Genomic DNA, 25,102 nt, shown 5'->3' with positions numbered 1-25,102 from the left:
GACATCGCCTGAATTGACCGATCGTTCCAGTAAGGGCTAGGGTTTGAGCATGGCCAGGAGCAAGGAGTTCGACCCCAGTGCGGCGCTCGACGCGGCGCTGGAGCTGTTCTGGGAGCGGGGCTACGAGGGCACCTCGATGGCCGACCTGGTCGAACGACTGGGCATCGGCCGGGCCAGCCTGTACGCGACGTTCGGCGGCAAGCACGAGCTCTACATGAAGGCGCTCCAGCGCTACCTGGACGCGCAGAGCCCGTCGCCCGTCGAGATGCTGTCCCAGCCCGGCCCGGCACTGCCGGCCGTCCGGCGGCTGATCGAGACGTACGCCCGGCAGTCGTCCGGCGAGGAGGGCAAGCGCGGCTGCATGATCGTCAACGCGGCGGCGGAGCTGCTGCCGCGCGACGAGGAGGTATGCCGGTTCGTCGACCGCAACTGGGAGGGCCTGGAGACGGCCCTGACCTCGGCGCTCATCCGGGCCAGGGCGCAGGGCGAGCTCGCCGCGGACCGCGATCCGCGGGCGCTGGCCAGGTTCCTCATGGTGCTGCTGCAGGGGATGCGCGTCATGGGCAAGGCGTCGGCCGACCCGGCGAGGATGCGGGACGCGGCGGCCCACGCCCTCAGCCTGCTCTGAAGCCTCCCATCTTGAAGACGAGGAAGACTTTGCCATGCCCGCTATCTGGAACGATCGATCTAGTTTGGCGAGTCCGGCGTTCATCGTGCTCGCCGGCTCACAGGTCGTCCTCATCGCGTCGATCACGCTCCTCGTCGTCCCGCTCCCGGCCGTCCAGCGTGAGTTCGGCATGGACCCGGCCGACCTGGCGCTGCTCAACTCGGCCTACGGGCTGTCGTTCAGCGGCCTGCTCCTGCTCGGGGGAAGGCTCGGCGACCTGTACGGGCACCGCCGCGCGTTCCTGGCCGGCGTGGCCGTGTTCGGGGTCGCCTCGGCCGCGGCCGCGCTCGCGCCCGGAAACCTCGTGCTGCTCGTGGCGCGGTTCGCCCAGGGGGTGGGGGCCGCGCTCACGGCTCCGGCGGCCATGGCGCTGGTCCGGCAGGTGGTGCCGGAGGAGCGCCGGCCACGGGCGACGGCCGTGTGGGGGACGCTGTCGGTGACCGGCGCGACGGCCGGCAGCCTGCTGTCCGGGGTGATCGCCGCCCTGGTGTCATGGCGATGGGCCTTCGCCATCCCGATCGCGGCCTCGGCCGTCGTCGTGGCCGCCGCCCGGCTGCTCCCGGGCCGGGCCGCCGGCGGGACTCCCGGCCGGGCGCCGCGGCTCGACGTGCCCGGAGCGGTCCTGGCGACCGCGGGCATGGTGACGCTGAGCTTCGGGCTGCTGTACGCCGCGCCGATCGTGGCGGGCGCCGGCGGGCTGCTGCTGCTGGCGTTCGCCGCCGTGGAGCTCCGCGCGGCCGAGCCGCTGCTCCCCCTGGGTTTCCTGGCCTCGCCCCGCCGGCCCGCGGCGCTGGTCGCCGTCCTCGTCACGGCCGCCGCCAGCGCGACCACCACGTTCTTCCTGACGCTCTGGCTCCAGCAGGTACGCGGCCTGACGCCGCTGCAGACCAGCGCCGCGTTCGCCCCGTACCTGCTGGTGCTGGCCATGGGGCCGGTGTCGGGACGGCTCGTCGGGCGGCTCGGCGCCCGCGCGGTGACCGTGTGCGGGCTGGGGCTCGGGGCGCTCTCCATGGGGCTGCTCAGCCTGATCGAGCCGGGCACCCCGTACGCCGGAGTGGTGCTCGCCGGGCTGCTGCTGTTCCCGGTCGCCTCCGGGCTGGCGCTGTCGGGGGCGACCGTGACGGCGCTCGACGGCGTGCCCGCCCGCCAGGCCGGGCTCGGGGCCGGGCTGGTCAACACCGCGATGGAGGTGGGGCCGACCGTCGGGCTGGCGGCGCTGGCGGCCCTCGCCGCGGCACGCACCGGCCCGCACCGGGACCCGGCCGCCGTCACCCACGGCTACGGCTTCGCGCTGGCCGTCACCGCACTGCTCTTCGTCCTGACCGCGGCGCTGACCGGCATCGCCGGCCGCAGCCCGCGCAACGAGAACACCCGCAACAGAGAGGATCGTCATGAGGTTCGCAGATAAGGTCGCGCTCGTCACCGGCGGCGGCTCCGGCATCGGCCGCGCCACCGCGCTCGCCTTCGCCCGCGAGGGCGCCCGCGTCGTGGTCGCCGGGCGGAGCAGGGAGCCGCTGGAGCAGACCGTGAAGCTGGCCGAGGAGGCCGGCGGCCGGGCCGTCGCGATCACGGCCGACGTGACCCGCGCCGCGGACGTGGAGCGGCTGGTGGCCGGGACCGTCGCGACGTACGGGTCGCTGGACGTCGCCGTCAACAACGCCGGGGTCCTCACGACAGGGAAGGCGGCCGAGATCGACGAGGACGACTGGGCCTTCACCTTCGCGGTCAACACCACGGGCGTCATGCTGTCCATGAAGTACGAGATCGCCCACATGCTCACGGCCGGAGGCGGGGTCATCGTCAACATCGCCTCGCAGATCGGCGCCCATCAGCGCCTCCCCGGCCTGGGGGCGTACGCGGCGAGCAAGGCGGCCGTGGCCGCGCTGACGCGCACGGCGGCCCTGGAGTACATCCGCGAGGGCATCCGGATCAACGTCGTCAGCCCGGGAGCGCACGACACGACGATGTCGATGCGCCCGGGTGAGACGGAGGCGGACCGGGCGGAGCGGATGCGCGACGCGCTCCCCGCCGGGCGGGTCGGCACTCTGGAGGAGGCGGCGGGCGCGATCCTCTGGATCGCCTCGCCGGAGGCCGGCTTCACGGTCGGCCACGACCTGGTGGTGGACGGCGGCGCCGCCCTCTGACGCGGCTTCCCCTGGTGGGGTGGGGGCGGGTTTCGCGGCACCTGGCTTTCCTGGCGGTCCACCCGTCACGGCAGGGCCAGGGGCTCGGCACCGCCCTGCTGCGCCACCACCAGGCCGAGCTCGGCGGGCTGCCCGCGTACCCGGAGGCGAGCAGCCCGCGCAGCCGGGCCCTGTACCTGCGCCACGGGTACCGGCCACGCGATCCGTTCGCGCTGCCGGACGGCTCGACGTTCTGGCCGATGTGGCGCCCCGGCGACGTCCCCTCGGCTGCCTGACCGGTCTCCGGCGCGTTCTACGCCGGGCCCGCGTCCACCGTGAAGGCGGTGCGATGGGCCAGGGCCCACTGGTGGAAGGTGCGCGGCGGTGCCCCGGTCACCTTCTCCACGGTGGGATAGATCTGGGATTCGTCCAGGGTGCCGTCGCTGTAGAAGCTGAAGAACGCCTGGATGTACTCCTCCGGCACGCGCCCCGCCATGTCAGCCCTGGCCTCCTCGTCCGACAGGGCCTGGAAACGCAGGTCACGCCCGAGCACGCCGGCCAGGACGGCGAGCCGCTGCGCGGGCAGCAGCCGCTCCGGCCCGCTCAGCGGGTATATCCGGCCCTCGTGCCCGGGGTCGAGCAGGGCGCGGACGGCCACGGCGGCGATGTCGTACGGGTCGACCGAGGCGATCGGCACGCCGCCGAACGCGTCCTTGACGACGTTCCCGGCCCGCAACTGCGGCAGCCAGCGCAGCGCGTTGGACATGAACGCGTTGGGCCGAAGGAACGTCCAGGCCAGCCCTGACTCGCGCACCGCCGTCTCCGAGCCGATCATGTACTGGGAGACGGCGTTGCGGGTGTCGGTGGCGACGGTGGCCAGGCTGGACAGCAGCACCACCCGCTCCACCCCGGCCTCCCGGAACCGGGTGAGCAGACCGGGCATGTCGCGGTAGCCGGGCAGCAGGAAGACCCCGCGCACGCCGTCGAGGGCGGCGCCGAGCGAGCTCGGCGCGTTCAGGTCGCCGACGGCCTGCTCCACCGGCAGGCCGGCGGGCTCGCGGACCAGCGCCCGCACGGGTTCTCCCGCGCCGACCAGCGCGCGCACGACCTCGCCGCCGACGTTGCCGGTGGCTCCGGTGACGAGGATCATCGCAGCGTCCTGCCGAAGTGCGCGGCCACGGCGTCCACCGCGACCGCCACCTGGGGCTCCTGATCGTAGAAGTCGAACTGGGTGCCCTGGGTCCACAGGATGTCCTTGGCGCCGGCGAGCCCGGCGTGGAAGCGGTGGGCGCCTTCGGGGATGGCGGCGTCCTGGCTGTGCACGAGCAGGGTGGGCTGGAAGATGCGCGGCGCCAGGGCGATGGAGTCGTAGGTGAGCCAGTCCGGCCACGCCATCACGGCGAAGCGGTTGGGCCAGGCGGGGATGCCGCCACGCTCGGGGTTGAGGTAGAAGTCGATGTCGTACGGCATGGCCGCGCGTGGGTCGGTGGCGCTGACGACCGGCACGTAGTCGATCTCCCCGGTCTCGTCGTAGCGCGACCGGGCCTCCCGTCCGAGCTTGATCTTCTCGGCTACCGCGTCGGCGCCGCCGTACGCCTGCTCGCAGATGGAGGCGTCGTGCAGCCAGGGCGCCACCAGAGCCAGGGAGGCGACGAGCGGGTCGTGGGCGGCGTTGTCGGCCATGTACATCGCGGCCGCGCAGATGCCCAGGGCGCCCAGGCGGTCGGCGTCCACGGCCGGGTGGGTGGCCAGGAAGGCGACCGCGTGGTGGATGTCGAGGACCTTGCGGGCCGGGTTCTCCACGTCGCGCGGCTCGCCGCCCGACTCGCCGAAGCCGGTGAAGTCGAAGGACAGGGCGGCGTATCCGCGTTCGGCCAGGCGCTGCGCGTAGCGGTCGGCCATCAGCTCCTTGACACTGGTCCAGGTGCCCGCGACGACGACGGCCGGGGCCCGCTCCACCCCCTCGGGCAGGTACAGGTTGCCGGCGAGGGTGACACCGTCGCTGTCGAAAGCGACCTTGGTGACCTTGTTCACGCGTACTCCAGAGTGGCTTTGGTGATCAATCCGTCGGTGATGTCGAAGTGGTAGTTGGCGCGGAAGCCGCCCACGCCGCCGGGCTGGAAGCGGACCAGCATGGTGACCCCGCCGGCGCGCGGGGTGTGGTCCAGCAGCGTGTAGACGCCGCCGATGACCTCGTCGGCGGCCCACCGCCGGATGGCATCCCGGCCGCGGATCTCGCGCCCGACGTCGATGACCAGGCCGTCGGGCGCGAAGCCGGCGGCCAGGGCGTCGGCGTCCTCGGCCGCCACCGCGTCCAGGTAGCGCCGCGCCGCCGGGTCCAGCGGTCCGCGCGAAGCGGTCACCGAGGGCAGGGGCTCGACGGCGTCGGTGGCGACCGCCCGCAGGAAGTCGCTGCCGGCCACGGCCACCACTCCGCCGGCGACCAGCACGGCGGTCGCCGCCCCCACGATGGTGCGCGTCCTCATCGGGTGCCGTCGCTCCAGGCCGCGGTCATCACCACGCCGGTGATCCGCCACCCGTCGCCGGTGCGCACGAGGTCGAAGCGGTAGGTGCCGCCCAGCGTCCACAGCGAGTCGTCGTCCTTGCGGTGCGTGGCCTGGAAGGAGGCCGTGCACACCGCCACGTCACCGGCGACGGTGACCAGGTGGTTGCCGATCAGGTGCTGTGTGGCCACGTAGGCACTCAGCGCGCCCTCCCAGCCCTCGACGATCTGCGCCGGGGTGAGGGTGACCGGCTCGCCGCCGTTGAGGCTGGTGTAGTCCAGCAGCACCTCGTCGGCGAACACCTCGGCGAGCTCGCTCCACTCCCGCTGGTCGGCGTGCCATGCCATCCGGGTGCAGGTGTCGATGACATCGAAACGATCCATACGGCTCAGCATGTCGGCCCCGGGCAGGCGCGCAGGAGACGAAGAAGTTGCAGGTCCGGGTGCAGGAACCTGCACCCGGAGCTCACAACCAGCCACGCTCCTTGGCCTGCAGTGCCGCCTGGAAGCGGGTGGCGGCGCCGAGTCGTGCCATCAGGTCGGCGATGTGGGCGCGGAACTTGCGCACGGATATGTTGAGCGAGCGTGCGGCGGTCTCGTCGGTGTCGTGACGGGTCAGGGCGTGCAGGACCTGCCGCTCGGCCGGGGACAGGGGCAGGTCGTTCAGGTCCCGGGCGCGATCCCACATGCCGTCGAAGACGTCGGCGAGCATGGCGACCAGGCCGGGCTGACGGATCTCCAACGCTCCGGCTTCCGGGCCGTGCGGATCGGCCTGGACGAAGGCGACCGCGCGGTTGACGATCGCCAGGTGCCGGGTCGGCTCGACGGTCACCCGCTGCAGGTCACCCAGGGCGTGCAGGGACCGGGTGTGCGGGTCCTGCGCCGGGTCGGCCAGGACCCGGGCGGGGAACAGGGTGCGGCTGCGCAACCCCCGTGCCAGCAGCCGCTGGAACGGCCGGTGGTCGTAGGGCGTGCTGCTGTGAGCGCGGGTCGTCACGTGGGCGAACTCGCCGGGGTTCTCGGCCAGCAGGGCGCGCATGCGGCGGGTGACGGCCGGCCCGTCCGGGATGTGCTCGACCATCTGGACGAGACGGCCGCTGCGATGCTCCTCGGCCAGCTCGGTCAGCACGTCCCAGGCCAGGGTGAGCTCGGTGAGCCGGCGCCGGGTCTGCTCGATGCGCCGCCGCACCAGCAGATCGACCGCGGCGGCAGGGGGAAGCGCGGTCAGTGCGTCGCCGACCAGGCCGAAAGCTCTCAGTTCGGCGAGCACGCGGCGGGCCTCCGGCATGACGAGATCGACGGCGTCCGCGTCGAGATGCGGGTGACGCAGCAGGTAGCGGTAGAGGTGCTCCTGTTCGTCGGTCAGACCGAGACTCGCCAGACTCATGATCACCGGGAGGGGGAAGGGGTAGGGGCCGTTCGCGGGCGTTCTCCAGGTTGCCCGGCGCCGGCGTCTCCATCAACGCCGTCCTCGCACTCGCTCGATAACATGAGGATTATCGGGCGAAAGGGATGTCTATGGAGCTATGGGGCATCGGGCTCATCCTGCTGATCGCCAAAGGGCGTCGGCTTCGAACCCGGCTGCCCGTCACCCCGGCCTCTCCTGAGTGACGTCCATGGAAATCCGGGACATCGAGATCTTCTTGACGCTGGCCGAGGAGCTGCACTTCGGCCGGGCCGCGGCACGCCTGCACGTCTCGCAGGCCCGGGTCAGCCAGGCCATCAGGGAGCAGGAGCGCCGTATCGGCGGCGCGCTGTTCGACCGTTCCAATCGTCGCCACGTCCAGCTCACCCCGCTCGGCCGCCAGCTCCGCGACGACCTGAGGCCCGTCTACGCCGGCCTGCGCGACAGCCTCGAACGCGCCCGCCTGGCCGCCCGGGGCACCACCGCCGTGCTCCGCGTCGGCATGATGCCGCTCAACGTCCACGACCTGCGCCCGTACTGGGACACCTTCCGTGCCCGTCACCCCACCTGGGAACTGCGCATCAGCCATCCCACCTTCGACGACCTGTTCGGCAGGCTGCGTCGCGGCGAGTTCGACGTCCTGGTCGCCTGGCTGCCCGCCGAGGAGCCCGATCTCACCGTCAGCCCCGTGCTCTTCGCCGAGTCGCGCGTGCTGGGTGTGGCCCCCGGGCACGAGCTCGCCGGCCACACGTCGATCTCGCTGGAGACGGTCAGCGACTTCCTGCATCCCGACATCGAGTCCAGGCCGGACTACTGGCTCGACGCCTATGTCCCGCCCCACACCCGCAAGGGCCGCGTCATCGAACGCGGCCCGCTCGTGCGCAACCCCGCCGAGATCTTCACCCGGATCGGCATGGGCGAGATCGTGACGCTCTTCCCGGAGCACATGACGCGGTACTGGGTACGGCCGGACGTCGTCTACGTACCGGTCCATGACCTGACGGCCCTGCCGTACGCGCTGGTGTGGCGGTCGGACATCGAGAACGACCTCATCCGCGCGCTGGCCCAGATCGTGCGAGACCTCGGGCCGCTCTGAACGAGACGCATCCCGATCGCGGCGTCGGTGATCCGTCAGTCGAGGTCGAGGTCGAGGTCGCGAAGCTGGGCGCGCGTCGAGATCCCCAGTTTGGGGAACGCCCGGTACAGGTGCGAGCCCACCGTCCGTGGGCTGAGGTGCATCCGGTCGCCGATCTCGCGGTTGCTCAGCCCTCTCGCGGCGAGCCTGGACACCTCCAGTTCCTGCGGGCTGAGCAGGGCGGCGACGTGCCGGCTCCGGCGGAGCGGGACGCCGCCGGCCGCCCGCAACCAGCCGCGCGCCCGCCGGGCCCAGGGCTCGGCCCCGAGCGCGTCGAACGTCTCGCTCGCGGCCCTGAGCATCACCTGGGCCTCGGTTCTGCGGTGGTTTCCGTGCAGCCACTCGCCGTACAGGAGTTCGGTCCGGGCCCGGTCGAAGGGGCGCTGGTCGGGGCCGAAGCTCGCCAGCGCGCTCCGGTAGTGGGACTCGGCGTGGGCGTCGTCCGAGAGCAGCGCGTGGGAGCGATGCCTCCCGGCCAGGGCCACGGGGCCGCGGACATCGCCGGTCCGAGCCTCCACGGCCTCGACGATCCGCCGGGCCGGCTCGGCGTCCCCGGCGCGTACGGCGGCCTCGACCAGATCCGGGAGCATCGCGAGCGCGACGAAGTCGTTGGCGTGCGGCGAACCACGCTCGAACAGGCGCATCAGCTCCGCGAACGCCTCGGCCGAGGCGCCCTCCCCGAGCGCCAGCAGCCCCAGCGCGCCGGTCGCCGTCGCGGCGGCCAGGCGCTCACGCAGCGGGAACGCGACCTCCAGCGCCTGCCGGGCATACCGGCGACATGCCGCCGCATCGCCGCGCACGGCGGCGAACCGCGCCGACTGGGCGAGGAAGCCGGCCGTCCACCCCCGTTGGCCGGTCTCGTAGCTGAACCGGAGACCTTCCTCGGCGTGCGCGGCGCCCTCCGCCCAGCGGCCGAGCCGGAACTCGATGTCGGCGTGGTAGAACAGCACCTCGGTCAGCAGCGCGGCGGAGCCCTCGGCACGGACCCGGCGGCCGGTGGCTTCGGCGAGCCGGAGGGCCTGGTGGTCGTCGGGGCCCATCCAGCCGATCACGGTCGCCCACATCCATTGCCGCTCCTCTCCCCCGCCCCGCCCCCCGGGCAGGGCGGCCGGCAGTTCCCACAGCTCGGCGCCGGTGACGATCCCCTCGAAGCCGCCGAGGAGACCTTCGGCGGCGCGGAGCGTCGCCGAAGAGCAGTCCAGGGCGGTGATGCGCCGGGTCGCCAGCAGCGTCGCCTCCATGTCCCCGGCGCGCAACGCCGATCCGGCCGCGAGCAGGAGGGTCCAGGCGGCCTCCTCGGGCTCGGTGGACGCCATGAGTTCGGCGCACCGCATCAGGTGCGTGAAGGCGATGGCGGGGTCCCCGCCGTACAGCTCGATGGTCCCGTTGAGCTGGGCCAGGGTCGCGGCGGGCACCGGCTCGGCCATGACCTGGTCGACGAACGTCCTGGCCAGGCCGGGCCGGCCCGTGTCCAGGGCGACGAAGGCGGCAGTCACCGTCCGGTGGCGTCGACCGGCGGGCGACTCGCTGAGCCGCGCGGCCTGCCGTAGGACGGAGATCGCCGCCGCCGCGCCGCCGCGCCGGCGGGCGGCGTCGGCGCTGCGCTCCAGCGCGGCGGCGATCTCCTCGTCCGGCGTGGTCGTGACGACGGCGCGGTGCCAGGTCGCCCGATCGTTCTCTCCGGCGGCGCTCAGGTGCTCGGCGATGGCCAGGTGCGCGGCCCGGCGGCGCTCGAAGGACGCGTCGGCGTAGACGGCGGAGCGGAGCAACGGGTGCCGGAAGCGGAGGTCGACCCCGCCGAGTCGCACCAGTCCCGACCGCTGGGCGTCGTCCAGAGCGTCGGCGGGCAGGCCGAGCCGGGCGGCGGCCCCGAGGACGGTGCCTACGTCCCCGGTCTCCTCGGCCGCCGCCACCAGCAGGGCCGCGCGGCCGTCCGGGGACAGGGCGTCGACCTGACGCAGGAACGCCGCTCGTACCTTGGCGCTCACGGGCAGGGTCCCGAGCATGGCCAGGTCGAGCATGGCGCGGTCGGGTTCGTCGAGCCGGGCCAGTTCGATCAGGGCGAGCGGGTTGCCGCCCGTCGCCGCGATGAGGGCGTCGCGCCGGCGGTCCGGCAGCGTCCAGCCGTGCGCGTCGAGCAGCCGCGCCGCGTCCTCCGGTGGCAGCCCGTCCAGCGTCAGTTCGGTCAACCCGGCCGTGTTGACCGGCGGAGACTCGGGCTCGCGTACGGCGAGCAGCATCGCGACGGGCTCGCCGGCCAGCCGGCGGGCGGCGAACAGCAGGGCGGCGGCGGAGGCCCGGTCCAGCCACTGCACGTCGTCGACCGTGACCAGCAGCGGGCGGTCCGCCGCCACCGCCGCGAGCAGCGTCAGGACCGCCGCCGAGACCAGGTGGTCCGAGGCGCGAGAGCGGCTGAGGCCGAGAGCGCCGCGCAGCGCCTCCGCCTGGACGGCGGGCAGCGCGTCCACATGGTCGAGCACCGGCCGCACCAGCCCCAGCAGCCCGCTGAACGCGTGCTCCACCTCGGACTCCACGCCGGCACACGCGAGTACCCGCATGGACGCGGGGGTCCCCGCGGTCGCGGCGGCGTGGCGCAGCAGTGCGCTCTTGCCGATCCCGGCCTCACCGCGCAGGACCAGCACCCCGCCGCGTCCCTCTCGGGCGTCGGCGAGCAGCCGTGCGATCGCCGCCCGCTCCCTGCCCCTGCCGTACATCACGGGCGGTGTCCGCCTGTCCACCGGAGGTGTCCCGTGCGACTGCAGTCGGTTCGACTCTGGCCCCGGATCCGCGTCCCCGCGAAGCTGACCGCGATCGGCGGGCGTCACGCGCCCGCCCCGACTCTGACGAGGAGACCTTCTGTGGCCACGACGTTGACGGAACCGGGTCCCGTGCCCGGTGAGGAAGGGGCGGAGGCGTCGCCCGCGCGCCGCAAGGCGGGGCCGAGGCGGCGGCGCCAGCTCGGCTGGATCGTTCCGTTGCTCATCGTGATGCTCGGGTTCGTGGTGTACTCCCTGCCGCCGTACCTCACCTTGGACCCGGCGCGATCACGGGTGGACGTGTCAGATTCGCCGGCATTCTTCTATCCCCTCCTCGTGGCGCACATCGTCTTCGGCACGGTGGCCTTGCTGACGGGGTGCTTCCAGGTGTGGCCGTGGTTCCGGCGCTCCCATCCCCGGGCCCATCGCCGGATGGGGCGGGCGTACTTCTTCTGCGGCGTGTTCCCGGCGGGAATCACCGTTCTCGGGGTGGCACCGTTCGGCCACACGGGGTTCGGCGGGAACACCGGGAACACCATGCTGGGCATCGTGTGGCTGATCACCGGTGTCGCGGGGTGGCGGATGGCGCGGCAGCGGCGGTTCCCCGAGCACCGCAGGTGGATGATCCGCAGCTTCGCGCTGACCACGTCCATCGTGGCCAGCCGGCTGTGGGCCGGGGTGTTGCTCGTCGTCCAGCTTCCGCGGCTCGACAGCGCCTACGGTGGCGACCAGCAAGCGATGATCGAGGCGATCGGCTCCGCCGGCGTATGGCTCAGCTGGGTCGTCAACCTGCTGCTCGCGGAATGGTGGCTGGAGTACACGGACCACACCGGCAGGCCGAAGTCCCGTGGACGCTCCCGACGAAGTGCCGCCTCCGGGGCAGGGTCGCCCGCCGGCTGAGAAGCGCACCTCAGGAACCGGAGGGCGCGATCCGCACGGCGACACCGTCCAGGATGAGTTCGAGGCCGAGCGAGAAGTCCTCGTCGGCGGCGGTCTCCGCGGAAGCGGTCGGCGGTGGCGCCTGGAACAGCGCCGAGGAGAAGAGCCGGGCCGTCTCGGGAAACCGCTCGGGGTCCACGAGCCGTACCAGCGCCCGAGCATGGTCGCGCGCGGCGTCGGCCTGCTCCTGACCTTCTGCTCTGACCTCGGCCAGGTCGCTGTGCTGACGCACCGACTGGAGCACGTAACCGCCGATCACCGACAGGACGCCGACCCTGTGCGCCCAGTCGAGGCCGGTGCCGGACATGATCGCCAGTGCGGCCTCCATCCACGCGATCTGGTTCGGCCCCGAGGGCGGCCCGGAGATGGGCACGCGAGTCAGCCACGGTCGCCGCCGGAACACCGCGCGCTGTGCGAGCGCCCACCTGCGCAGCCCTTCGCGCCAGTCGTCGGTGTCGAGGGCCGGCGGCATCCCCACGGCGTGGTCGGTCATCAGCGCGAGGAGCTCCTCCTTGGACCCGACGTGCCGGTAGAGCGACATCCCGGTGACACCGAGGCTCTTGGCGACCTTGGGAAGGGTCACGCCGCCGAGCCCGTCGCGGTCGGCGATCTCCACAGCAGCGGCGACGACCAGGTCGACGTCCAGGGTGGCGGGCCGCCCCAGACGCGACGACTCCGACACCTCCGGGATCCGCCACAGCCGCCGTAGTGCTACCGGAACGTTCTCGCTGGTCATGGCTCCCTCGCTCGCCCTGGAAGATCGCGGGACTCATCATGGCAGAGCCTCATTAGTATATGAGTGATAGTTTCTCTCACAAATTAAGTCGAAAGGACGGACATGAGCCTCTACATCGCATCGCGGACATCGAGAGGGCCGGTGCGGCGCACCGAACGCGCCCTCGCACCGGACCTGGCCCGGGGAGCGATGCTGCTGATCATCGCGCTGGCCAACGCCGCCGGGGTCGTCTTCGCCGGCGAGCCCGGCCTCGACGCCACGCCGGACGGCGTCGACAGCGGCCTGAACTTCTTACTCTTCGAGCTCGTCCACGCCCGCGGGTACCCGGTCTTCGCCATGATGTTCGGCTACGGCCTCGTCCAGCTCGCCCGCCGCCAGGACGCCTCCGGCGCGACACCGGAACGGGTCCGCTCGGTGCTGATGCGGCGCAACCTCTGGCTCGTCGTCTTCGGTCTCGCGCACGCGACGTTGCTGTACTACGGCGACTTCCTCGGCGCGTACGGGATCGTCGGCATCGTGATGACGCTGGTGCTGCTGCGCCGCAGCGACAGGTTCCACCGGATCGCGCTGGTGCTCTGGGCACTGTCCGCGGTCGAGGTCCTGGTCCTCGGCGCCGTCGTGGTGGGCGGCATCCTCGCGGGCCCGGCCGGGTCGGCCGCGCTGCCGGCGGGCCACGTCGACTCCCTCGCCGCGCCCGGATACCTCGCGTCCATGCTGGACCGCCTCGCCGAATGGCCGGCGCACACGCTGACCGTCCTGCCCTTCATCCTCATCGCCTGGCTGGGCATGTGGGCCGCCCGCCGCGGCGTCCTCGAAGAGCCGGCCCGCCACCGGAGCCTGCTCATCCGGACCGCGGTCGTCGGCCTCGGCGTCGCCGTCGCCGGCGGCCTGCCGGCCGCTCTGGTGAGTGCCGGATGGCTGCACGTCGACGAATCGGCCGCCGGGCTGATGCTGACGCTGCACGGCGGCAGCGGCATGTTCGCCGGACCGGGGTACGCGGCCGTCTTCGGCCTGATCGTCCTGCGGATCTCCCGACCCGGCCCCGTCGTGGGCGCGCTCGCGGCCCTGGGCCGGCGCTCCCTGTCGGGGTACCTGTTCCAGTCCGTCGCCTGGCTCGTCCTCCTGGCGCCCTTCACCCTCGACCTCGGTGGGCGTTTCAGCAGCCCCACGGTAACCGGCCTGGTCGTCGCGGTGACCGTCTGGCTCGCGACCGTCCTGGCCGCGAGCCTGTTCGACAGGCTCCGGTACGCCGGCCCGGCCGAGACCGTCCTGCGCCGCCTCACCTACGGGCCCCGGCCGTAGGCTGAAAGTTTCATCGCGCGTTGCCGAGCCCGCGACGCCGTGTTTCAATGCGCACACACGGGTGCTGCCGGGCGGGGCGGGTCGTGGACGGATTCCCCTTTCGCTCGAACAAGGGACTCCTCCATGAGACCGATCCGGTCGGCGGCCCTGGTGGCCGCGATGGCCGTGGCCCTGGTGACGAGCCTGCTGGTGGCGTTGTCGCCGCAGCAGGCACAGGCCCACGGCGTCACGATGTTCCCCGGCGCGCGCACGTTCCTGTGCTGGCAGGACGGCTTACGCGACAACGGGCAGATCATCCCCTACAACCCGGCCTGCGGGGCGGCGGTCGCGCAGAGCGGCTCGACCCCGCTCTACAACTGGTTCGCGGTGCTGCGCTCCGACGGCGCCGGCCGCACGACGGGATTCATCCCCGACGGCCAGCTCTGCAGCGGCGGCACAGGCGGCCCGTACGACTTCACCGCCTACAACGCGGTGCGCCCCGACTGGCCCGTCACCCACCTGACCTCGGGCGCGACCATCCAGATCCGGCACAGCAACTGGGCGGCGCACCCCGGCTCGTTCGTCTACTACATCACCAAGAACGGCTGGAACCCCGACGGGCCGCTCAAGTGGTCCGACCTGGAGTCGTTCGGCAGCGTCGCCAACCCGCCGCAGTCCGGCGGGACGGGCGGGCTCAACTACTACTACTGGAACGTCCAGCTCCCGTCGGGCAAGAGCGGCCGGCACATCCTCTACATCCACTGGATCCGCTCCGACAGCCAGGAGAACTTCTACAGCTGCTCCGACGTCGTCTTCGACGGCGGCAACGGCGAGGTCACCGGCGTCGGCCCGAACGGCCAGTCGCCCGGCACGACCCCGACCGTGACGTCCACCGTGACCCCGCCCCCACCCGGGAACTGCTCCGCCACGTGGCGCACCATCGCCACGCCGGGCTGGGCGGGCCACTTCCAGGCCGAGGTGACCGTGCGCAACCCGGGCTCCACGCCACTGAACGGCTGGACGGTCCGGTGGGCGTACAGCGGAGGCCAGGGCTTCGACGGATCACCGTGGAACGGCGTGCTGTCCGCGCAGCCGCCCAACGTGACGGTCAAGAACGCGCCCCACAACGCGCAGCTCGCGGCGAACGCCAGCACCACGTTCGGGTTCAACGCGACCGGCACCGCCCCCGACCCGGCTCCCGCGCTGACGTGCACGAGCCCCTAGGCGACGGCCGGCCCGGGGCGGGCGCCGTGACCCTGTCCCGGCGGAAGGGGGTCGTGGCGGCGGTCGCCGCGGCCCTCCTCCTGCTGGCCGGGGTGGCCGTGGTCCTGGGCGTGCAGCAGGCGGGACGGCACGACCTGGAGCGGCGGCTCGCGGCCCGGGTGACGGCTCTGCTCGAACAGGCGACCCCCGCCGAGCACCACGAGCACGGCCACGACTTCGGTGAGAACGCCGGGCGGGTGGTGTGCGCGGTGGAGCCGTTCGGCTTCGACCCGCCGGCCGCCCGGACGGTGGCCGAGGTGCGGTGGGTCTACGCCCGGCACATGTGCGCGATCACCGGCGCGGGGACGAACTGGGCCATGTCGGTCCGTGCCTCGGGCCCGATCGCGGTACGGCTGGGTGACGCGCCGTGGGTCAGGGTGCCCGAGCCGGGACCGGGCTATCCGGACCGGGTCAGGGAGATCGTCCCGGAGCGCTGTCACGAGGAGGCGTTCGAGGAGTTCGCGGACGAGGGGGTGATCGACGCGGCTCGCGATCGGTTCGAGCGGGAGACGGCTCGCTGACCACCGGCTCACCGCCCGTCCGGCGGGCCATGACGTGGAGAACGCGGCCGGCGGAGAGGGGGGAGGTCTCAAGGCCGGCCGCGTCCCTGCCATCCGGGCGGGATGGTGTCATGGAGCGGTCACACGGTTCGACGGGGCGGCCTCACCTCCTGGCTTCGACGGGAGCGCAACAGGGGAGCGCGTTATGGGAGCGCTCCCAAGCAGGATTGTGGGAGCTGGCGGCCAGATGTCAACGAAAAGGGGCCACGGACGGCGAGACTTCCCGCCCCACCTGGATCTCTCCTTGAAACTTTCACCGGAGGTCGGCGAAGCTACCGGAACGGGTCATGACACGCGTGACACAAGCCCTCCGGGGTAGGGCGGCGGCGTGTAGTCGAGAGGAGACCGCCATGACCGCCAGCTCGCACCGTCCGGAGACGATGGAGGAGACGGACGTCATCGATCTGCTGCTGGCCCAGCACGCCATGATCAGGGACATGTTCGACGAGGTCGAGAAGGCGAGCCCGCAGGAGCGGGGCGAGGCCTTCACTCGCCTGGTACGCCTCCTCGCCGTGCACGAGACGGCCGAGGAGGAGATCGTCCACCCGTACGCCCGCAAGGTCATCGACGGGGGCGAGGGCGTCGCCGACGAGCGGCTGGCCGAGGAGCGCGAGGCCAAGGAGCTGCTCCAGCAGATGGACAAGGACGGGCCCGACGCCCCGGACTTCCTGGAGCGGCTCGCGGTGCTGCGCGCCGCCGTCACCGCGCACGCCCGCAGCGAGGAGCGGTACGAGTTCGCCAAGCTGCGGGCCGGGACCAGCCCCGCCGAGCGCCGCGCGATGTCCGCCGGGGTCAAGGCCGCCGAGGCGATGGCACCCACCCATCCGCATCCGGGCGTCGAGTCGGCCACCAAGAACGTCCTGGTCGGGACGCCCACCGCGATGATGGACCGCATCCGCGACGTCATCCGGCAGGCGAAGAGATGACCGTCCCGCCCGCTACCCGCGCCCCGGCCCGCGGTGAGGTGCCCGGGGCGAGCGGGCCCGCCCTCGGGGCCGAGCTCGGCCCCGGGGCGCTCGGGGCCGCCGCCGTCCCCGACCGGGGCACGGCGGCGCTGGTCCGGGCGCACGGGCTGTTCAACGTGGTGGGCGGGCTCTGGCCGCTGCTGCACATGCCGAGCTTCGAGCGGGTCTTCGGCCCGAAGACCGACCGCTGGCTGGTCCGTACGGTGGCCGGGCTGCTGGTCGGCGTCGGCTGGACCCAGCTCCGGGGCGCCTCGACCGTGGCGGGTGCCGAGCAGGCGCGCCGCGTCGGCCGGGCCACGGCGGCCACGCTGCTGGCCGTCGACCTGGTGTACGTGCCGAAGGGCCGCATCTCGCCCATGTACCTGCTGGACGCGGCGGCGGAGACGATCTGGCTCCTCGCCTGGCTGCGCCGCCCGCGGCCACGCGTCAGACGGAGGTGAGACCGGCGCGCCGTCCGAGCGGAAGGAGGTAGGGCTGTCCCTACCCCCGACCGGCCTGCGGGCGGCATCGTCCGGAGCCGTCCGCGTCCGTAGCGTTCTCGTCATGACGACCCTCCGGCAACGCATCGCCACCGACACCCGCTACACGCTCCTGGGCCTGCCGGCCGCTCTCGCCTCGTTCGCCCTGGTCGTGACCGGTGTCGCGGCCGGGCTGGGCAGCGCGGTCGCCGTCGTCGGCCTGCTCGTGCTCGCCGCCACCGCCCTCCTGGCGCGCAACGTGGCCGACAGCGAGCGCGCGGCCCTCGCCGACGTCCTGCGCCGGCCCGTTACCCGTCCCGTGTACGCCCGGCCGCCGGTGTGGGCCGGCTGGTGGCGGCGCACGCTGAACCCGCTGACGAGCGCCCAGACCTGGATGGACCTGCTGTACGGCATCCTGGCGCTGCCGTTCGCCATCGTCGCGTTCGTCGTCACCACCGTCTGGTGGGCGGTGGCGATCGCCGGTCTGACGTTCCCGCTCTACGGGTGGGTCATCGCGGGGATCCCCGGCCTCGACGGCGGGCTGCCGCAGGTCCTGGGCCTCGGCAGCGGCACGACGACGTTCGTGCTGTTCAACACCGCTGTGGGAGTGCTGTTCGCGCTGACGCTCGCGCCCGCGGTGCGGGGGGCCGCGCTGTTCAGGGCGGTGCCCGCGCAGATCCTGCTGGGCCGCCCCGTCACGAACCACCCGTACGAGCCGTCCGAGTACGTGCCCTCGCACCCGGCCTTCCGCGCCACCGCCCACCTGTGAAACCGAGCGACCGCGAACCGGGGCGAGGCAGAACGAAAGGGGCCGGCCGCCACAGAATCCCTCCCGGTCAGCGGCGGCCGGCCCCCTCCCCCCTCCATGTCAAAGCTTGACGGTTAGCGCGTTGACCAGGAAGGATGCGGCGTTCCGAGGAACGGTTTTCCCCGGTGAAAGCTCCGTATAGGTGCCATAATCCCGGTGATGCGAGCACCGGACGCGAGCCCGAGAGGGCCGCTGGGCGACTTCCTGAGCACGCGGCGATCCCTGGTCACCGCCGCGGACGTGGGCCTGCCGGAGACCGGCTACCCGCGACGGGTGCCGGGGTTGCGCCGGGAAGAGGTGGCCCAGCTCGCCGGCATCAGCATCGACTACTACACGCGCCTGGAGCAGGGCCGCGTGCGCACCGCCTCCCGCCCGGTGCTGCACGCCATCGGCCGCGCCCTGCTGCTCAACGACGACCAGCAGCGCCACCTCATCCAGCTCGCGCACCCCGACGACGCCGCCGAGCGGCGCGGCGGCTCGGCGCCCCGGGTGAGCCCCCAGGTGGAGCGCCTGCTCGCCAACCTCGCCGACACCCCGGCCCTGGTCATGGGCCGCTACTTCGACATCCTGGCCTGGAACCGGCTGGCCGCCGCGCTGCTCGGCGACCTGGCCGCCATGGAGCCCCGGCACCGCAACTACGTGTGGATGACGTTCCTCGACCCCCACGTCCGGGCGATGCTCGTCGACTGGCGCGAACGCGCCCAGGAGGCCGTGTCCGCGCTGCGGCTGGCGGCGGGGGTGGCCTGCGACGCGCCCCGGCTGCGGGAGCTGGTGGGCGAGCTGTCGCTGCGCGACCAGGACTTCCGCACCTGGTGGGCCCAGCACCTGGTGACCATGCGCACCTCGGGGAGCAGCCGGCTGGACCACCCGGTGGCGGGCCGGTTCAGCGTGGACTGGCAGGTCCTCACCTCCGTGGACGACGGCGCCCAGGCGATCGTGCTCATGAGCGCCCCGGCCGGCGGCCCCGACCACGCCGCGATCAGGACGCTCGACGCCTGGGCCGAGCGGCAGGGCCTCACCCACGGCGCCGCCCCCCTTCCACCGGCCTGAGAGCCCGCGCTCCGCCCGGGGTCATCGGGGGGCCGTCTTGACCAGCGCGAGGGAATAGCCGCTCACAGACAGGGGCAAATCCCCGGCATTCCGCTCTTTATCAGAGGTGTTGCCATGGTTTCCGCGCGTCGGCTGATCAGCCGGATCGTCTACGGTTCCCGCTACAACCGCGTGCCCTCGGGCCAGCGGGTCTACGTCCGCCCCGGCGAGCGGCTGGTGCACGAGGCGCGGTGGCGCTGGCGGCTGCGGCGTGCCCCGGTGGTGTCGCTCGCGGACTACGCGGCGGGCATGCCGCTCGGCGACATCGAGGAGTTCGTCGCCTGCACGATGTGCGGGGAGTCGCGCCAGCAGCCGCTGTTCGAGCCGGCCAACGGCGACGGGTGGAGCTACCACGTGGTCCGCTGCCCCTCGTGCGGCTTCCTCTACCGCAACCCGAACATCCGCCCCGAGCACCTGGGCGACCTGTACGCCACCGGCTACAGCGGATTCCTGACCGGCGCGTACGCGGCCAACCGGCAGCGCCGCTACCGGCTGACCATGGACGCGTTCGCCCCGGTGTTCAGCGACGGGCGGGGCCGGCGGCTGCTCGACTTCGGCTGCGGCGCCGGGCTGTTCCTCGAACTGGCCGAGCAGCGCGGCTTCGAGGCGTACGGCGTGGACCTGTCGCCCGACTCGGTGGAGCAGGCGAACGCGCGGCTGACCCGGGCGCGGGCGTACTTCGGCGCCCCGCAGGACGTGCCGGAGGTCGCGGAGGGCGGCTTCGACGTGATCACGCTCTGGTCGGTGCTCGCGCACCTGCCGAGGCCGCTGTCGGACTTCACGGAGTTCAGGCGGCTGCTGGCGCCGGGCGGCGTGCTGCTCGTGCTGACGGTCAACGCCCGGTCGCTGCTGCTGAAGACGTACGGCCCGACGTGGAGCGGCTTCACCAAGAACCACCTGATGTTCTACGCGCCCGAGACGCTGCGGACGCTGCTGAGCCGTACCGGCTTCGAGGGCGTGTCGTACGCGCCGCACTACGGCGACCCCGTGGAGGCGGGCACCGACCGGCTGACGGCGCCGCAGCGGCGGCGGTTGCGGCGCACGATCCTGACCTCCTACAGCGGCAACATGATGCGCGCGCTGGCCTTCGCCGACGAGGAGGCGATCAACCGCTGGGGCGGCGACCGGCGGATCCACCGGCTGACGGGGAGCACGGAGACGCAGCCCGTCCCGGCCGTCGATTGACCGCTCCACCCGGAGAGATCCGCTTTCGACCGGGTGAACCTGCGGCCGGGCCGGGGGCTGACCCCGGCCCGGCCGCAGGTTCCGTACGGCGGACGGCGCGTCAGGTGCGGCGCCAGCGCGACTCACCGAAGCAGTAGCCAGCGAACAGCAGCAGCCCGACGGCCACCACCATCAGCAGCCACGGCCCCACCGGGGTCTCGGCGAAGGCCCGCAGGGTGGCGTCGATGCCGCCGGCCTTGTCCGGGTCGTAGGTGATGGCCGCCTGCACCACGAAGACGCCGGCGAGGGCGGCGATGGCGCCACGCGCCAGGTAGCCGGCGGTGCCGAGCCGGTCCATCGCCTTGCTCGCCGCGGGCGACATGCGGCCCTGGTCCAGCTCCCTGCGGAACTTCTTCTTCCATCCCTGGTACATCCAGTAGACGCCGAGCCCGATGATGCCGAGCCCGATCAGGCCGACGATGAACTGGCCGCCCGGCAGGTCGAGCAGCTTGGCGGTCACGTCCTGCGACTTCTTGTCGTCCGAGCCGGACTTCCCGGCCAGCAGCAGGGTCAGCAGGGAGCCGACGATCAGCGTGTACACGGCGGCGCGGAACGCGGCCTCGACGCGGTCCTTGGTGATCCTGAGCCCGCCGAACAGCGCCTCGGACGCCTGCCAGATGGCCAGCGCGGCGAAGCCCACGACCATGACCCACAGCAGCACCGCGCCGAACGGCAGACTCGCGATCGTGGTCATCGCGCCGCCCTTGTCGGCCTGCTTGCCCCCGTGGCCGAGGGCGATCTGCACCGCCAGCACCCCGATCAGGGCGTACAGGACGCCCCGGCAGGCCAGGCCGACCCTGGCCAGCCGGTCGAGCATCGGGTGGTCGGCCGCCCGCCGCGCCATCGCCTGGGCCTGACGCCCGGCGTTCTCCACAGTGGTCACCGGATCCTCCTCAAATCGTCCGAAGACGACCTTCCGAGTGCCCTGGAACGCGGCGTCCAAGCCTGTGGAGAACGTGTGGCCAGGTCAGCGGGGCGTCAGGACCCACTCCCAGGAGCCCGCACCCTCGCTCTTGCCGGTGGCGGCGAGCTGCGTGGTCCTGCTGCCGTCCACGCTCACGAGCACGAGCCCGTTGTCGAACTCGTCGTCGCACTTCCTGGCGCAGCCCAGCGCGATCACGTTGTCGTCGTCGGCCCAGGCGAGGAGCTGGAGCACCTTCTGGCGGCCGGCGACCTGTCCCGACCGCGCGTCCGTGATCTCCGTGGGCAGCCCGGACTGCCGGGGACCGATGACCAGCTCGCCGTTGGGGGACAGGGCGGTGCGGCCGGTGTAGGGGATGTACCGGTCGGCGGGCGGGTCGTGGCGCTCGCCGTCCGGGGTGTAGAAGAGGCGGTCCGGCATGGTGTCGGTGGGCGCCCAGATCAGGGAGCCGTCGACGCTCCAGCCCATGTCCTGCCGGGAGTTGCCGTTCCCCGGGGCGGTGTCTTCCTCCTTCGAGGGCGAGGTGAACGCCGGCAGCTCGTGATACTCCTTCTCGCCCGTGGTCACGTCGATGACGTAGTAGCCCGTCCGGGTGCCGATCTTCGTGTTCGCGTCGTACGTGATCGTGTTGTTCTTCATGGGCGGCTGCTCGTCGGGAAAGCCCGAGTACGTCGTGACCAGCAGCCTGGTGCCGTCCGGCGACCAGACGACCGAGCCGGCGTCGTGCTCCAGGTCGATGAACGTCCGGACCTGACGTGTCGCCATGTCCACGATCGCGATCTGCCGGCCCAGCAGGTCGCCATTGATCGCGGCGGCGGTCTGGAGCCCCGGGGCGACGTCCACCCAGGCCCAGTCGGTCTTCTCGTAGCCGTCGTTCCTCGGGTCGTACAGCCACCACGTCCGCCTGTATCGCTCCAGCTTCTCGGACACCTTCTCCGTGGTGGTGGTCCAGTAGGCGGAGACCGCGACGTTCCCGGCCGCGATGAGCGTGCGCGGCGGCCGGCCCTCGGTGTACGTCCGCACGTCCGTGGGCGCGGGCGACGGCCGGGCGGGGAGCGTGACGCCCGTCGCCGGCCGTACCGTGGCCTGCCGGTGGTCCACGCCCAGCCCCGACACGGCGACGGTGACGGCGACCGCCACCCCCGCGGCCAGGACGCCCACGCCGGCTGAGAGCGCCCACCGCCTGCGCCGGCCTCCGAGCGCCCGGTCGGCCAGGTCGTGCGGCACCCGGGCCTCGCCGGCCCACTCCTCCAGGGTGTCACGCAGCAGTCGGGTCATCGGACGGCCTCCAGTTCCTCGGCGAGCTCGGGGGCGATCTCGCGCAGCCGGGCGAGGGATCGGTGGGCGGTGCTGCGGACCGTGCCGACGGAGCAGCCGAGCTCCCGGGCGACCTGGTGGTCGGGCAGGTCCTCGAAGTAACGGAGCACGAGCACGGTGCGCTGCCGCGCGGTCAGCCGGGCCAGCGCGCCCCGCAGCACCATGCGCAGCTCGCTCTGGTGGGTGCGGTCCTCGCCGGGCCGCTCGGGCGGCACGGCCTGGACGACCTCGCCGCGGCGGGCCGTCGTGCGCCACCAGCTGATGTGCTGGCGGTACATGATCTGCCTGACGTACGCCTCGGGCGCCTCGACCCGCCGCCACCGGGACGCCAGCTTCGCCAGCGCGCTCTGCACCAGGTCCTCGGCCGCGTACTGGTCGCCGCCGGTGATCAGGAAGCCCAGGCGTATGAGCGCGGGCGAGCGGGCGGAAACGAACTCGCGGAAACCTCGCTCGTCTGCGGGGTCCACGGTCACCTCCAAGAGATGTGGATGTCACCCTCTATGACGCCGCGTCCCCCTCCGCGCTATGCGCTGCTTCCACGCGAAGGGCGGCCGCCCTTCCGGCGACCGCCCTCCGGCCCGCGATCAGTTCGTGGTGCGCGCGGCGAGACGGGACGCCCCCGCCGTGTCGCCGCGCTTCGGGATCGAGCTCAGGTTGAAGGCGTACCTGATGGTCGAGTCGGCGATCGCGTCGGCGTTGACGTCGAGCGCGGTCGCGTCGATGTTGGCCGTGGTGTCGCACGCCTGGTGGTAGCAGGCGTCGTAGGCGACCCCGGCCGTGCCGCCGAACACGGCGGCCTCCTCGGCCGTCTTGATGCCCTCGGCGCCCGTGAAGATGCCGCCGGACGGGATGCCGGCCTCGATGAACGGCCCGTAGTCCGAGCGGCCGTCGAAGTCGGTGCCCACGTGACCGAGGTCGCGGGCGTCGTAGAAGGCTTCGAGCTGCTTCTCGATCTGCGCCGAGCCGGGCGGGCCCGCCGGGGACCCGGTGGCGTCGGAGTCGTCGCCGTCGTACAGCATGTAGGCGTAGTTGGGCGAGGCCACCATGTCGAAGTTCAGGTACAGCCTGATCCGGTCGCGCTGCTCGTCCGTCAGTCCCTCCACGTACTGCTCGGAGCCGAGCAGGCCGATCTCCTCGGCCGCCCAGAACCCGAAGCGCACCTTGTTGCGGACCGGGTAGTGGGCCATCCGCAGGGCGGTCTCCAGGATGGCCGCGCTGCCGGAGCCGTTGTCGTTGATGCCCGGCCCGGCCGGCACGCTGTCGAGGTGGGCGCCGGCCATGACGACGTTCCGCGGGTCGCCGAGGCGCGTCTCCGCGATCACGTTGTGGTCGGTGCCCAGCTTGAGCGTGGCGTCCACCTTGAGGTGCGCGGTCGCGCCGGGCGTGGTGGCCAGCTCGGCGCCGACCGCGAAGTCGGCGAAGACCATCGGCACGCCGGCCCGCCACTCGCCGATGTCCAGCGGGAACGCGTCGGTGCGGCCCGGCTGGCCCTCGTTGAACACGATGATCCCGGACGCCCCGGCGAACCCGGCATTGCGGATCTTGGTGGCGAACGCGCATGTGCCGCGCTGGATGAGCGCGATCCGGCCGGCCACGAACCCGTCGAAGTCCGATCGCTCGCAGCCGCTGGTGGAGGTCGGCGCGGGCGTCGGCGGCAGCGTCAGGTCCACCCCCTGGACCTGCGCGGTGACCTCGCCGGCGGGCGACGGCTGGAAGGTGAAGAAGTCCTCGTCCGGGGTGTACGTCTGCCGGCCGGGAGCGGTCAGCTCCAGGGCCGGCGGGCTGTTCTCGGTCCAGCTCTCGACGAAGTCGACGGGGTCGAGCGTGACCCGGTAGCCGGCCTTGCGCAGCTTGCCCGCCACATAGTCACGGGAGGCGGCGTAGCCGGGCGTGCCCGCGGCCCGGGTGCCGCCGTTGGCGTCCGCGATGCCCTGGAGCGCGTCCAGGTGCTTGCGCACGTTCGCCCCCGTGACCTGCCTCGTCAGCAGCCCGGCGAAGGAGTCGTCGAGCCCCTTGGCCTGCGCCGGGACGGTCGCGGCCACGGGCAGGGCGAGGGCCGCGACGACGGCGGTGACTCCTTTGATGATGGATACACGCATATGGCTCCCCCACAGCGAGATGAATGACCGGATTCACGAACCAGGAAGGCCCGTAACCGGCCGTCCGGAGTGGCTTCCGGCTCGTTCGCCGACATGAGCGCGCCCGTCGCGGGCAGGGGCTCGATGTCCGCCGCCCGCCGGCCCCCGGCCACGGGCGGTCCATCGGATCGCAGGAGGAGCCATGTCGCAGCCCGACGAGCGGCCGCTCGCCGACCGGCGGGAGAATCCCGAGATGTACGACGACGCGGACTTCGCCGAGGAGTTCGACCCGTCTCCCACCGACCCGGCCAACCAGCCGGAGCAGGACCCGCACCGCAAGGTCTACGGCGAGTCCGAAGGCTACGACCGGCCCACCGAGGCCTGAGCCCCGCCGGACGCCGAGGTCCCATGGGCTTTCCCCTCGTTCCCGCGAACACGCACCGAATCGACCGGTGAGATCATGAGAACGGGAAAGGCGAGGAAAGTCCACTCGCACACGCGCGCCATGAGCACCTGCTGACCCACGGCGGATCACGGGTTGGATCAAGGGCTGGGTCACGGGCCTCGGGAGAAGGGCCGGTTCCGGCCGGGCCCCGCCGCCCAGCCGGAACCGGCACACCTGGTGGCTCCGGGCGTGACTCAGTGGCCCTGGTGCCCGGCGTGCTGACGGGGCTTGGCCTCCACCCACTCCCTGGCCGTGTCGGCGCGGTCGCGCAGCGCCGTCAGCAGCGTGGCGAGGTTGGCGTGGTCCATGTAGGCGGTCTCCTGGATGGCCGTGGAGTGCGCGGCCAGCTGGTCGGCCAGTGCGCGGATCTCGCTCAGGGACTCCAGGACGTCACGGCTTTCCCGTGGGTTCAGATCGCACATGACTCG

27 protein-coding genes are annotated in these 25,102 nt (G+C 72.7%); 15 read left to right on the top strand and 12 right to left on the bottom strand.

Going from position 1 to position 25,102, the window contains the following annotated elements; genetic code table 11:
* The first annotated feature begins 49 nt into the window (after positions 1–49).
* The 4 genes from AB0H64_RS11665 to AB0H64_RS11650 are packed head-to-tail and all read left to right on the top strand — an operon-like array spanning position 50 to position 3,086.
* Positions 50–628, top strand: a complete 579-nt coding sequence (locus tag AB0H64_RS11665; RefSeq protein ID WP_357622926.1) for a TetR family transcriptional regulator — start codon at positions 50–52, stop codon at positions 626–628.
* A 34-nt stretch (positions 629–662) separates the two neighbouring features.
* A complete protein-coding gene (locus AB0H64_RS11660; protein ID WP_357622925.1) occupies positions 663–2,075 on the top strand; it encodes an MFS transporter in 1,413 nt (470 codons plus the stop codon).
* Positions 2,059–2,811 (top strand): glucose 1-dehydrogenase, encoded by a 753-nt coding sequence (locus AB0H64_RS11655; protein ID WP_357622922.1) that lies wholly within the window; start codon positions 2,059–2,061, stop codon positions 2,809–2,811. The genes AB0H64_RS11660 and AB0H64_RS11655 overlap by 17 nt, the downstream gene beginning before the upstream one ends.
* A gap of 14 nt (positions 2,812–2,825) precedes the next feature.
* Positions 2,826–3,086 carry a GNAT family N-acetyltransferase gene (locus AB0H64_RS11650; protein ID WP_357622920.1) on the top strand — a complete coding sequence of 87 codons (261 nt, stop codon included), beginning with the start codon at positions 2,826–2,828 and terminating at the stop codon, positions 3,084–3,086.
* 17 nt (positions 3,087–3,103) lie between these two features.
* Here the strand turns inward: AB0H64_RS11650 and AB0H64_RS11645 are convergent, their stop codons facing one another.
* The 5 genes from AB0H64_RS11645 to AB0H64_RS11625 all read right to left on the bottom strand — a co-directional run bounded on the left by AB0H64_RS11645 (position 3,104) and on the right by AB0H64_RS11625 (position 6,680).
* On the bottom strand, positions 3,104–3,940 hold the full coding sequence (locus AB0H64_RS11645; RefSeq protein WP_357622918.1) for an NAD(P)H-binding protein: 837 nt from the start codon (positions 3,938–3,940) through the stop codon (positions 3,104–3,106).
* Positions 3,937–4,824: an alpha/beta fold hydrolase gene (locus AB0H64_RS11640; protein WP_357622916.1), complete on the bottom strand. Its 888-nt coding sequence runs from the start codon at positions 4,822–4,824 to the stop codon at positions 3,937–3,939. Before AB0H64_RS11640 ends, AB0H64_RS11645 begins: the two co-directional genes overlap by 4 nt.
* Positions 4,821–5,276: a nuclear transport factor 2 family protein gene (locus AB0H64_RS11635; RefSeq protein WP_357622914.1), complete on the bottom strand. Its 456-nt coding sequence runs from the start codon at positions 5,274–5,276 to the stop codon at positions 4,821–4,823. Before AB0H64_RS11635 ends, AB0H64_RS11640 begins: the two co-directional genes overlap by 4 nt.
* A complete protein-coding gene (locus AB0H64_RS11630; RefSeq protein WP_357622912.1) occupies positions 5,273–5,677 on the bottom strand; it encodes a nuclear transport factor 2 family protein in 405 nt (134 codons plus the stop codon). Before AB0H64_RS11630 ends, AB0H64_RS11635 begins: the two co-directional genes overlap by 4 nt.
* Positions 5,678–5,759: 82 nt before the next feature.
* A complete protein-coding gene (locus tag AB0H64_RS11625; protein ID WP_357622910.1) occupies positions 5,760–6,680 on the bottom strand; it encodes a helix-turn-helix transcriptional regulator in 921 nt (306 codons plus the stop codon).
* Positions 6,681–6,909: 229 nt separating this feature from the next.
* Between AB0H64_RS11625 and AB0H64_RS11620 the strand changes: the two genes are divergently transcribed.
* Entirely contained in the window at positions 6,910–7,794 is an 885-nt protein-coding gene (locus AB0H64_RS11620; protein WP_357622908.1) for a LysR family transcriptional regulator, read from the top strand.
* Between the two features lie 35 nt (positions 7,795–7,829).
* On the opposite strand, the gene AB0H64_RS11615 is transcribed toward AB0H64_RS11620, so the two are convergent.
* Entirely contained in the window at positions 7,830–10,571 is a 2,742-nt protein-coding gene (locus AB0H64_RS11615) for an AAA family ATPase (protein WP_357622906.1), read from the bottom strand.
* A gap of 120 nt (positions 10,572–10,691) precedes the next feature.
* Between AB0H64_RS11615 and AB0H64_RS11610 the strand changes: the two genes are divergently transcribed.
* Positions 10,692–11,489, top strand: a complete 798-nt coding sequence (locus tag AB0H64_RS11610; protein WP_357622904.1) for a DUF2306 domain-containing protein — start codon at positions 10,692–10,694, stop codon at positions 11,487–11,489.
* A 10-nt stretch (positions 11,490–11,499) separates the two neighbouring features.
* Here the strand turns inward: AB0H64_RS11610 and AB0H64_RS11605 are convergent, their stop codons facing one another.
* A complete protein-coding gene (locus tag AB0H64_RS11605) occupies positions 11,500–12,264 on the bottom strand; it encodes a TetR/AcrR family transcriptional regulator (protein ID WP_357622902.1) in 765 nt (254 codons plus the stop codon).
* Between the two features lie 102 nt (positions 12,265–12,366).
* Between AB0H64_RS11605 and AB0H64_RS11600 the strand changes: the two genes are divergently transcribed.
* The 8 genes from AB0H64_RS11600 to AB0H64_RS11565 all read left to right on the top strand — a co-directional run bounded on the left by AB0H64_RS11600 (position 12,367) and on the right by AB0H64_RS11565 (position 19,873).
* Positions 12,367–13,566 (top strand): DUF418 domain-containing protein, encoded by a 1,200-nt coding sequence (locus AB0H64_RS11600; RefSeq protein ID WP_357622900.1) that lies wholly within the window; start codon positions 12,367–12,369, stop codon positions 13,564–13,566.
* A gap of 123 nt (positions 13,567–13,689) precedes the next feature.
* The gene (locus tag AB0H64_RS11595) at positions 13,690–14,769 is read left to right on the top strand and encodes a lytic polysaccharide monooxygenase (RefSeq protein ID WP_357622898.1); all 1,080 of its coding nucleotides are present in this window, start codon (positions 13,690–13,692) and stop codon (positions 14,767–14,769) included.
* On the top strand, positions 14,754–15,329 hold the full coding sequence (locus tag AB0H64_RS11590) for a hypothetical protein (protein ID WP_357622896.1): 576 nt from the start codon (positions 14,754–14,756) through the stop codon (positions 15,327–15,329). The genes AB0H64_RS11595 and AB0H64_RS11590 overlap by 16 nt, the downstream gene beginning before the upstream one ends.
* Before the next feature lie 389 nt (positions 15,330–15,718).
* On the top strand, positions 15,719–16,294 hold the full coding sequence (locus AB0H64_RS11585; RefSeq protein WP_357622894.1) for a hemerythrin domain-containing protein: 576 nt from the start codon (positions 15,719–15,721) through the stop codon (positions 16,292–16,294).
* A complete protein-coding gene (locus AB0H64_RS11580; RefSeq protein ID WP_357622892.1) occupies positions 16,291–16,773 on the top strand; it encodes a hypothetical protein in 483 nt (160 codons plus the stop codon). The genes AB0H64_RS11585 and AB0H64_RS11580 overlap by 4 nt, the downstream gene beginning before the upstream one ends.
* A 103-nt stretch (positions 16,774–16,876) precedes the next feature.
* Positions 16,877–17,560, top strand: coding sequence for a sensor domain-containing protein (locus tag AB0H64_RS11575; RefSeq protein WP_357622890.1), 684 nt, complete (start codon positions 16,877–16,879; stop codon positions 17,558–17,560).
* A 198-nt stretch (positions 17,561–17,758) separates the two neighbouring features.
* A complete protein-coding gene (locus AB0H64_RS11570) occupies positions 17,759–18,649 on the top strand; it encodes a helix-turn-helix transcriptional regulator (RefSeq protein ID WP_357622888.1) in 891 nt (296 codons plus the stop codon).
* Between the two features lie 114 nt (positions 18,650–18,763).
* On the top strand, positions 18,764–19,873 hold the full coding sequence (locus AB0H64_RS11565) for a class I SAM-dependent methyltransferase (protein ID WP_357622884.1): 1,110 nt from the start codon (positions 18,764–18,766) through the stop codon (positions 19,871–19,873).
* A 100-nt stretch (positions 19,874–19,973) separates the two neighbouring features.
* Here the strand turns inward: AB0H64_RS11565 and AB0H64_RS11560 are convergent, their stop codons facing one another.
* From AB0H64_RS11560 to AB0H64_RS11545, 4 genes are all read right to left on the bottom strand, one after another.
* The gene (locus AB0H64_RS11560) at positions 19,974–20,795 is read right to left on the bottom strand and encodes a DUF1206 domain-containing protein (RefSeq protein ID WP_357622882.1); all 822 of its coding nucleotides are present in this window, start codon (positions 20,793–20,795) and stop codon (positions 19,974–19,976) included.
* A gap of 84 nt (positions 20,796–20,879) precedes the next feature.
* Positions 20,880–22,112, bottom strand: coding sequence for a hypothetical protein (locus AB0H64_RS11555; protein ID WP_357622880.1), 1,233 nt, complete (start codon positions 22,110–22,112; stop codon positions 20,880–20,882).
* On the bottom strand, positions 22,109–22,618 hold the full coding sequence (locus AB0H64_RS11550; RefSeq protein WP_357622878.1) for a SigE family RNA polymerase sigma factor: 510 nt from the start codon (positions 22,616–22,618) through the stop codon (positions 22,109–22,111). Before AB0H64_RS11550 ends, AB0H64_RS11555 begins: the two co-directional genes overlap by 4 nt.
* Positions 22,619–22,735: 117 nt before the next feature.
* Positions 22,736–24,250, bottom strand: coding sequence for a M28 family metallopeptidase (locus tag AB0H64_RS11545; protein ID WP_357622876.1), 1,515 nt, complete (start codon positions 24,248–24,250; stop codon positions 22,736–22,738).
* Positions 24,251–24,431: 181 nt separating this feature from the next.
* On the opposite strand from AB0H64_RS11545, the gene AB0H64_RS11540 reads away from it, so the two are divergent.
* A complete protein-coding gene (locus AB0H64_RS11540; protein WP_357622874.1) occupies positions 24,432–24,614 on the top strand; it encodes a hypothetical protein in 183 nt (60 codons plus the stop codon).
* A 254-nt stretch (positions 24,615–24,868) separates the two neighbouring features.
* Here the strand turns inward: AB0H64_RS11540 and AB0H64_RS11535 are convergent, their stop codons facing one another.
* Positions 24,869–25,096 (bottom strand): hypothetical protein, encoded by a 228-nt coding sequence (locus AB0H64_RS11535; protein ID WP_310708113.1) that lies wholly within the window; start codon positions 25,094–25,096, stop codon positions 24,869–24,871.
* Between the last annotated feature and the right edge of the window lie 6 nt (positions 25,097–25,102).

It is taken from the genome of Nonomuraea sp. NPDC050733, from assembly GCF_040654215.1.
Taxonomy (GTDB): Bacteria; Actinomycetota; Actinomycetes; order Streptosporangiales; family Streptosporangiaceae; genus Nonomuraea.
This window is presented reverse-complemented; position numbering and strand designations above follow the sequence as displayed.

What these genes read in the sequence shown, in the direction of transcription:
- AB0H64_RS11665 (WP_357622926.1), top strand. Translation starts at nt 50, where the DNA reads ATGGCCAGGAGCAAGGAGTTCGACCCCAGTGCGGCGCTCGACGCGGCG.
- AB0H64_RS11660 (WP_357622925.1), top strand. Translation starts at nt 663, where the DNA reads ATGCCCGCTATCTGGAACGATCGATCTAGTTTGGCGAGTCCGGCGTTC.
- AB0H64_RS11655 (WP_357622922.1), top strand. Translation starts at nt 2,059, where the DNA reads ATGAGGTTCGCAGATAAGGTCGCGCTCGTCACCGGCGGCGGCTCCGGC.
- AB0H64_RS11645 (WP_357622918.1), bottom strand. Translation starts at nt 3,940, where the DNA reads ATGATCCTCGTCACCGGAGCCACCGGCAACGTCGGCGGCGAGGTCGTG.
- AB0H64_RS11635 (WP_357622914.1), bottom strand. Translation starts at nt 5,276, where the DNA reads ATGAGGACGCGCACCATCGTGGGGGCGGCGACCGCCGTGCTGGTCGCC.
- AB0H64_RS11630 (WP_357622912.1), bottom strand. Translation starts at nt 5,677, where the DNA reads ATGGATCGTTTCGATGTCATCGACACCTGCACCCGGATGGCATGGCAC.
- AB0H64_RS11625 (WP_357622910.1), bottom strand. Translation starts at nt 6,680, where the DNA reads ATGAGTCTGGCGAGTCTCGGTCTGACCGACGAACAGGAGCACCTCTAC.
- AB0H64_RS11620 (WP_357622908.1), top strand. Translation starts at nt 6,910, where the DNA reads ATGGAAATCCGGGACATCGAGATCTTCTTGACGCTGGCCGAGGAGCTG.
- AB0H64_RS11605 (WP_357622902.1), bottom strand. Translation starts at nt 12,264, where the DNA reads ATGACCAGCGAGAACGTTCCGGTAGCACTACGGCGGCTGTGGCGGATC.
- AB0H64_RS11600 (WP_357622900.1), top strand. Translation starts at nt 12,367, where the DNA reads ATGAGCCTCTACATCGCATCGCGGACATCGAGAGGGCCGGTGCGGCGC.
- AB0H64_RS11595 (WP_357622898.1), top strand. Translation starts at nt 13,690, where the DNA reads ATGAGACCGATCCGGTCGGCGGCCCTGGTGGCCGCGATGGCCGTGGCC.
- AB0H64_RS11585 (WP_357622894.1), top strand. Translation starts at nt 15,719, where the DNA reads ATGACCGCCAGCTCGCACCGTCCGGAGACGATGGAGGAGACGGACGTC.
- AB0H64_RS11580 (WP_357622892.1), top strand. Translation starts at nt 16,291, where the DNA reads ATGACCGTCCCGCCCGCTACCCGCGCCCCGGCCCGCGGTGAGGTGCCC.
- AB0H64_RS11575 (WP_357622890.1), top strand. Translation starts at nt 16,877, where the DNA reads ATGACGACCCTCCGGCAACGCATCGCCACCGACACCCGCTACACGCTC.
- AB0H64_RS11570 (WP_357622888.1), top strand. Translation starts at nt 17,759, where the DNA reads ATGCGAGCACCGGACGCGAGCCCGAGAGGGCCGCTGGGCGACTTCCTG.
- AB0H64_RS11565 (WP_357622884.1), top strand. Translation starts at nt 18,764, where the DNA reads ATGGTTTCCGCGCGTCGGCTGATCAGCCGGATCGTCTACGGTTCCCGC.
- AB0H64_RS11555 (WP_357622880.1), bottom strand. Translation starts at nt 22,112, where the DNA reads ATGACCCGACTGCTGCGTGACACCCTGGAGGAGTGGGCCGGCGAGGCC.
- AB0H64_RS11545 (WP_357622876.1), bottom strand. Translation starts at nt 24,250, where the DNA reads ATGCGTGTATCCATCATCAAAGGAGTCACCGCCGTCGTCGCGGCCCTC.
- AB0H64_RS11540 (WP_357622874.1), top strand. Translation starts at nt 24,432, where the DNA reads ATGTCGCAGCCCGACGAGCGGCCGCTCGCCGACCGGCGGGAGAATCCC.
- AB0H64_RS11535 (WP_310708113.1), bottom strand. Translation starts at nt 25,096, where the DNA reads ATGTGCGATCTGAACCCACGGGAAAGCCGTGACGTCCTGGAGTCCCTG.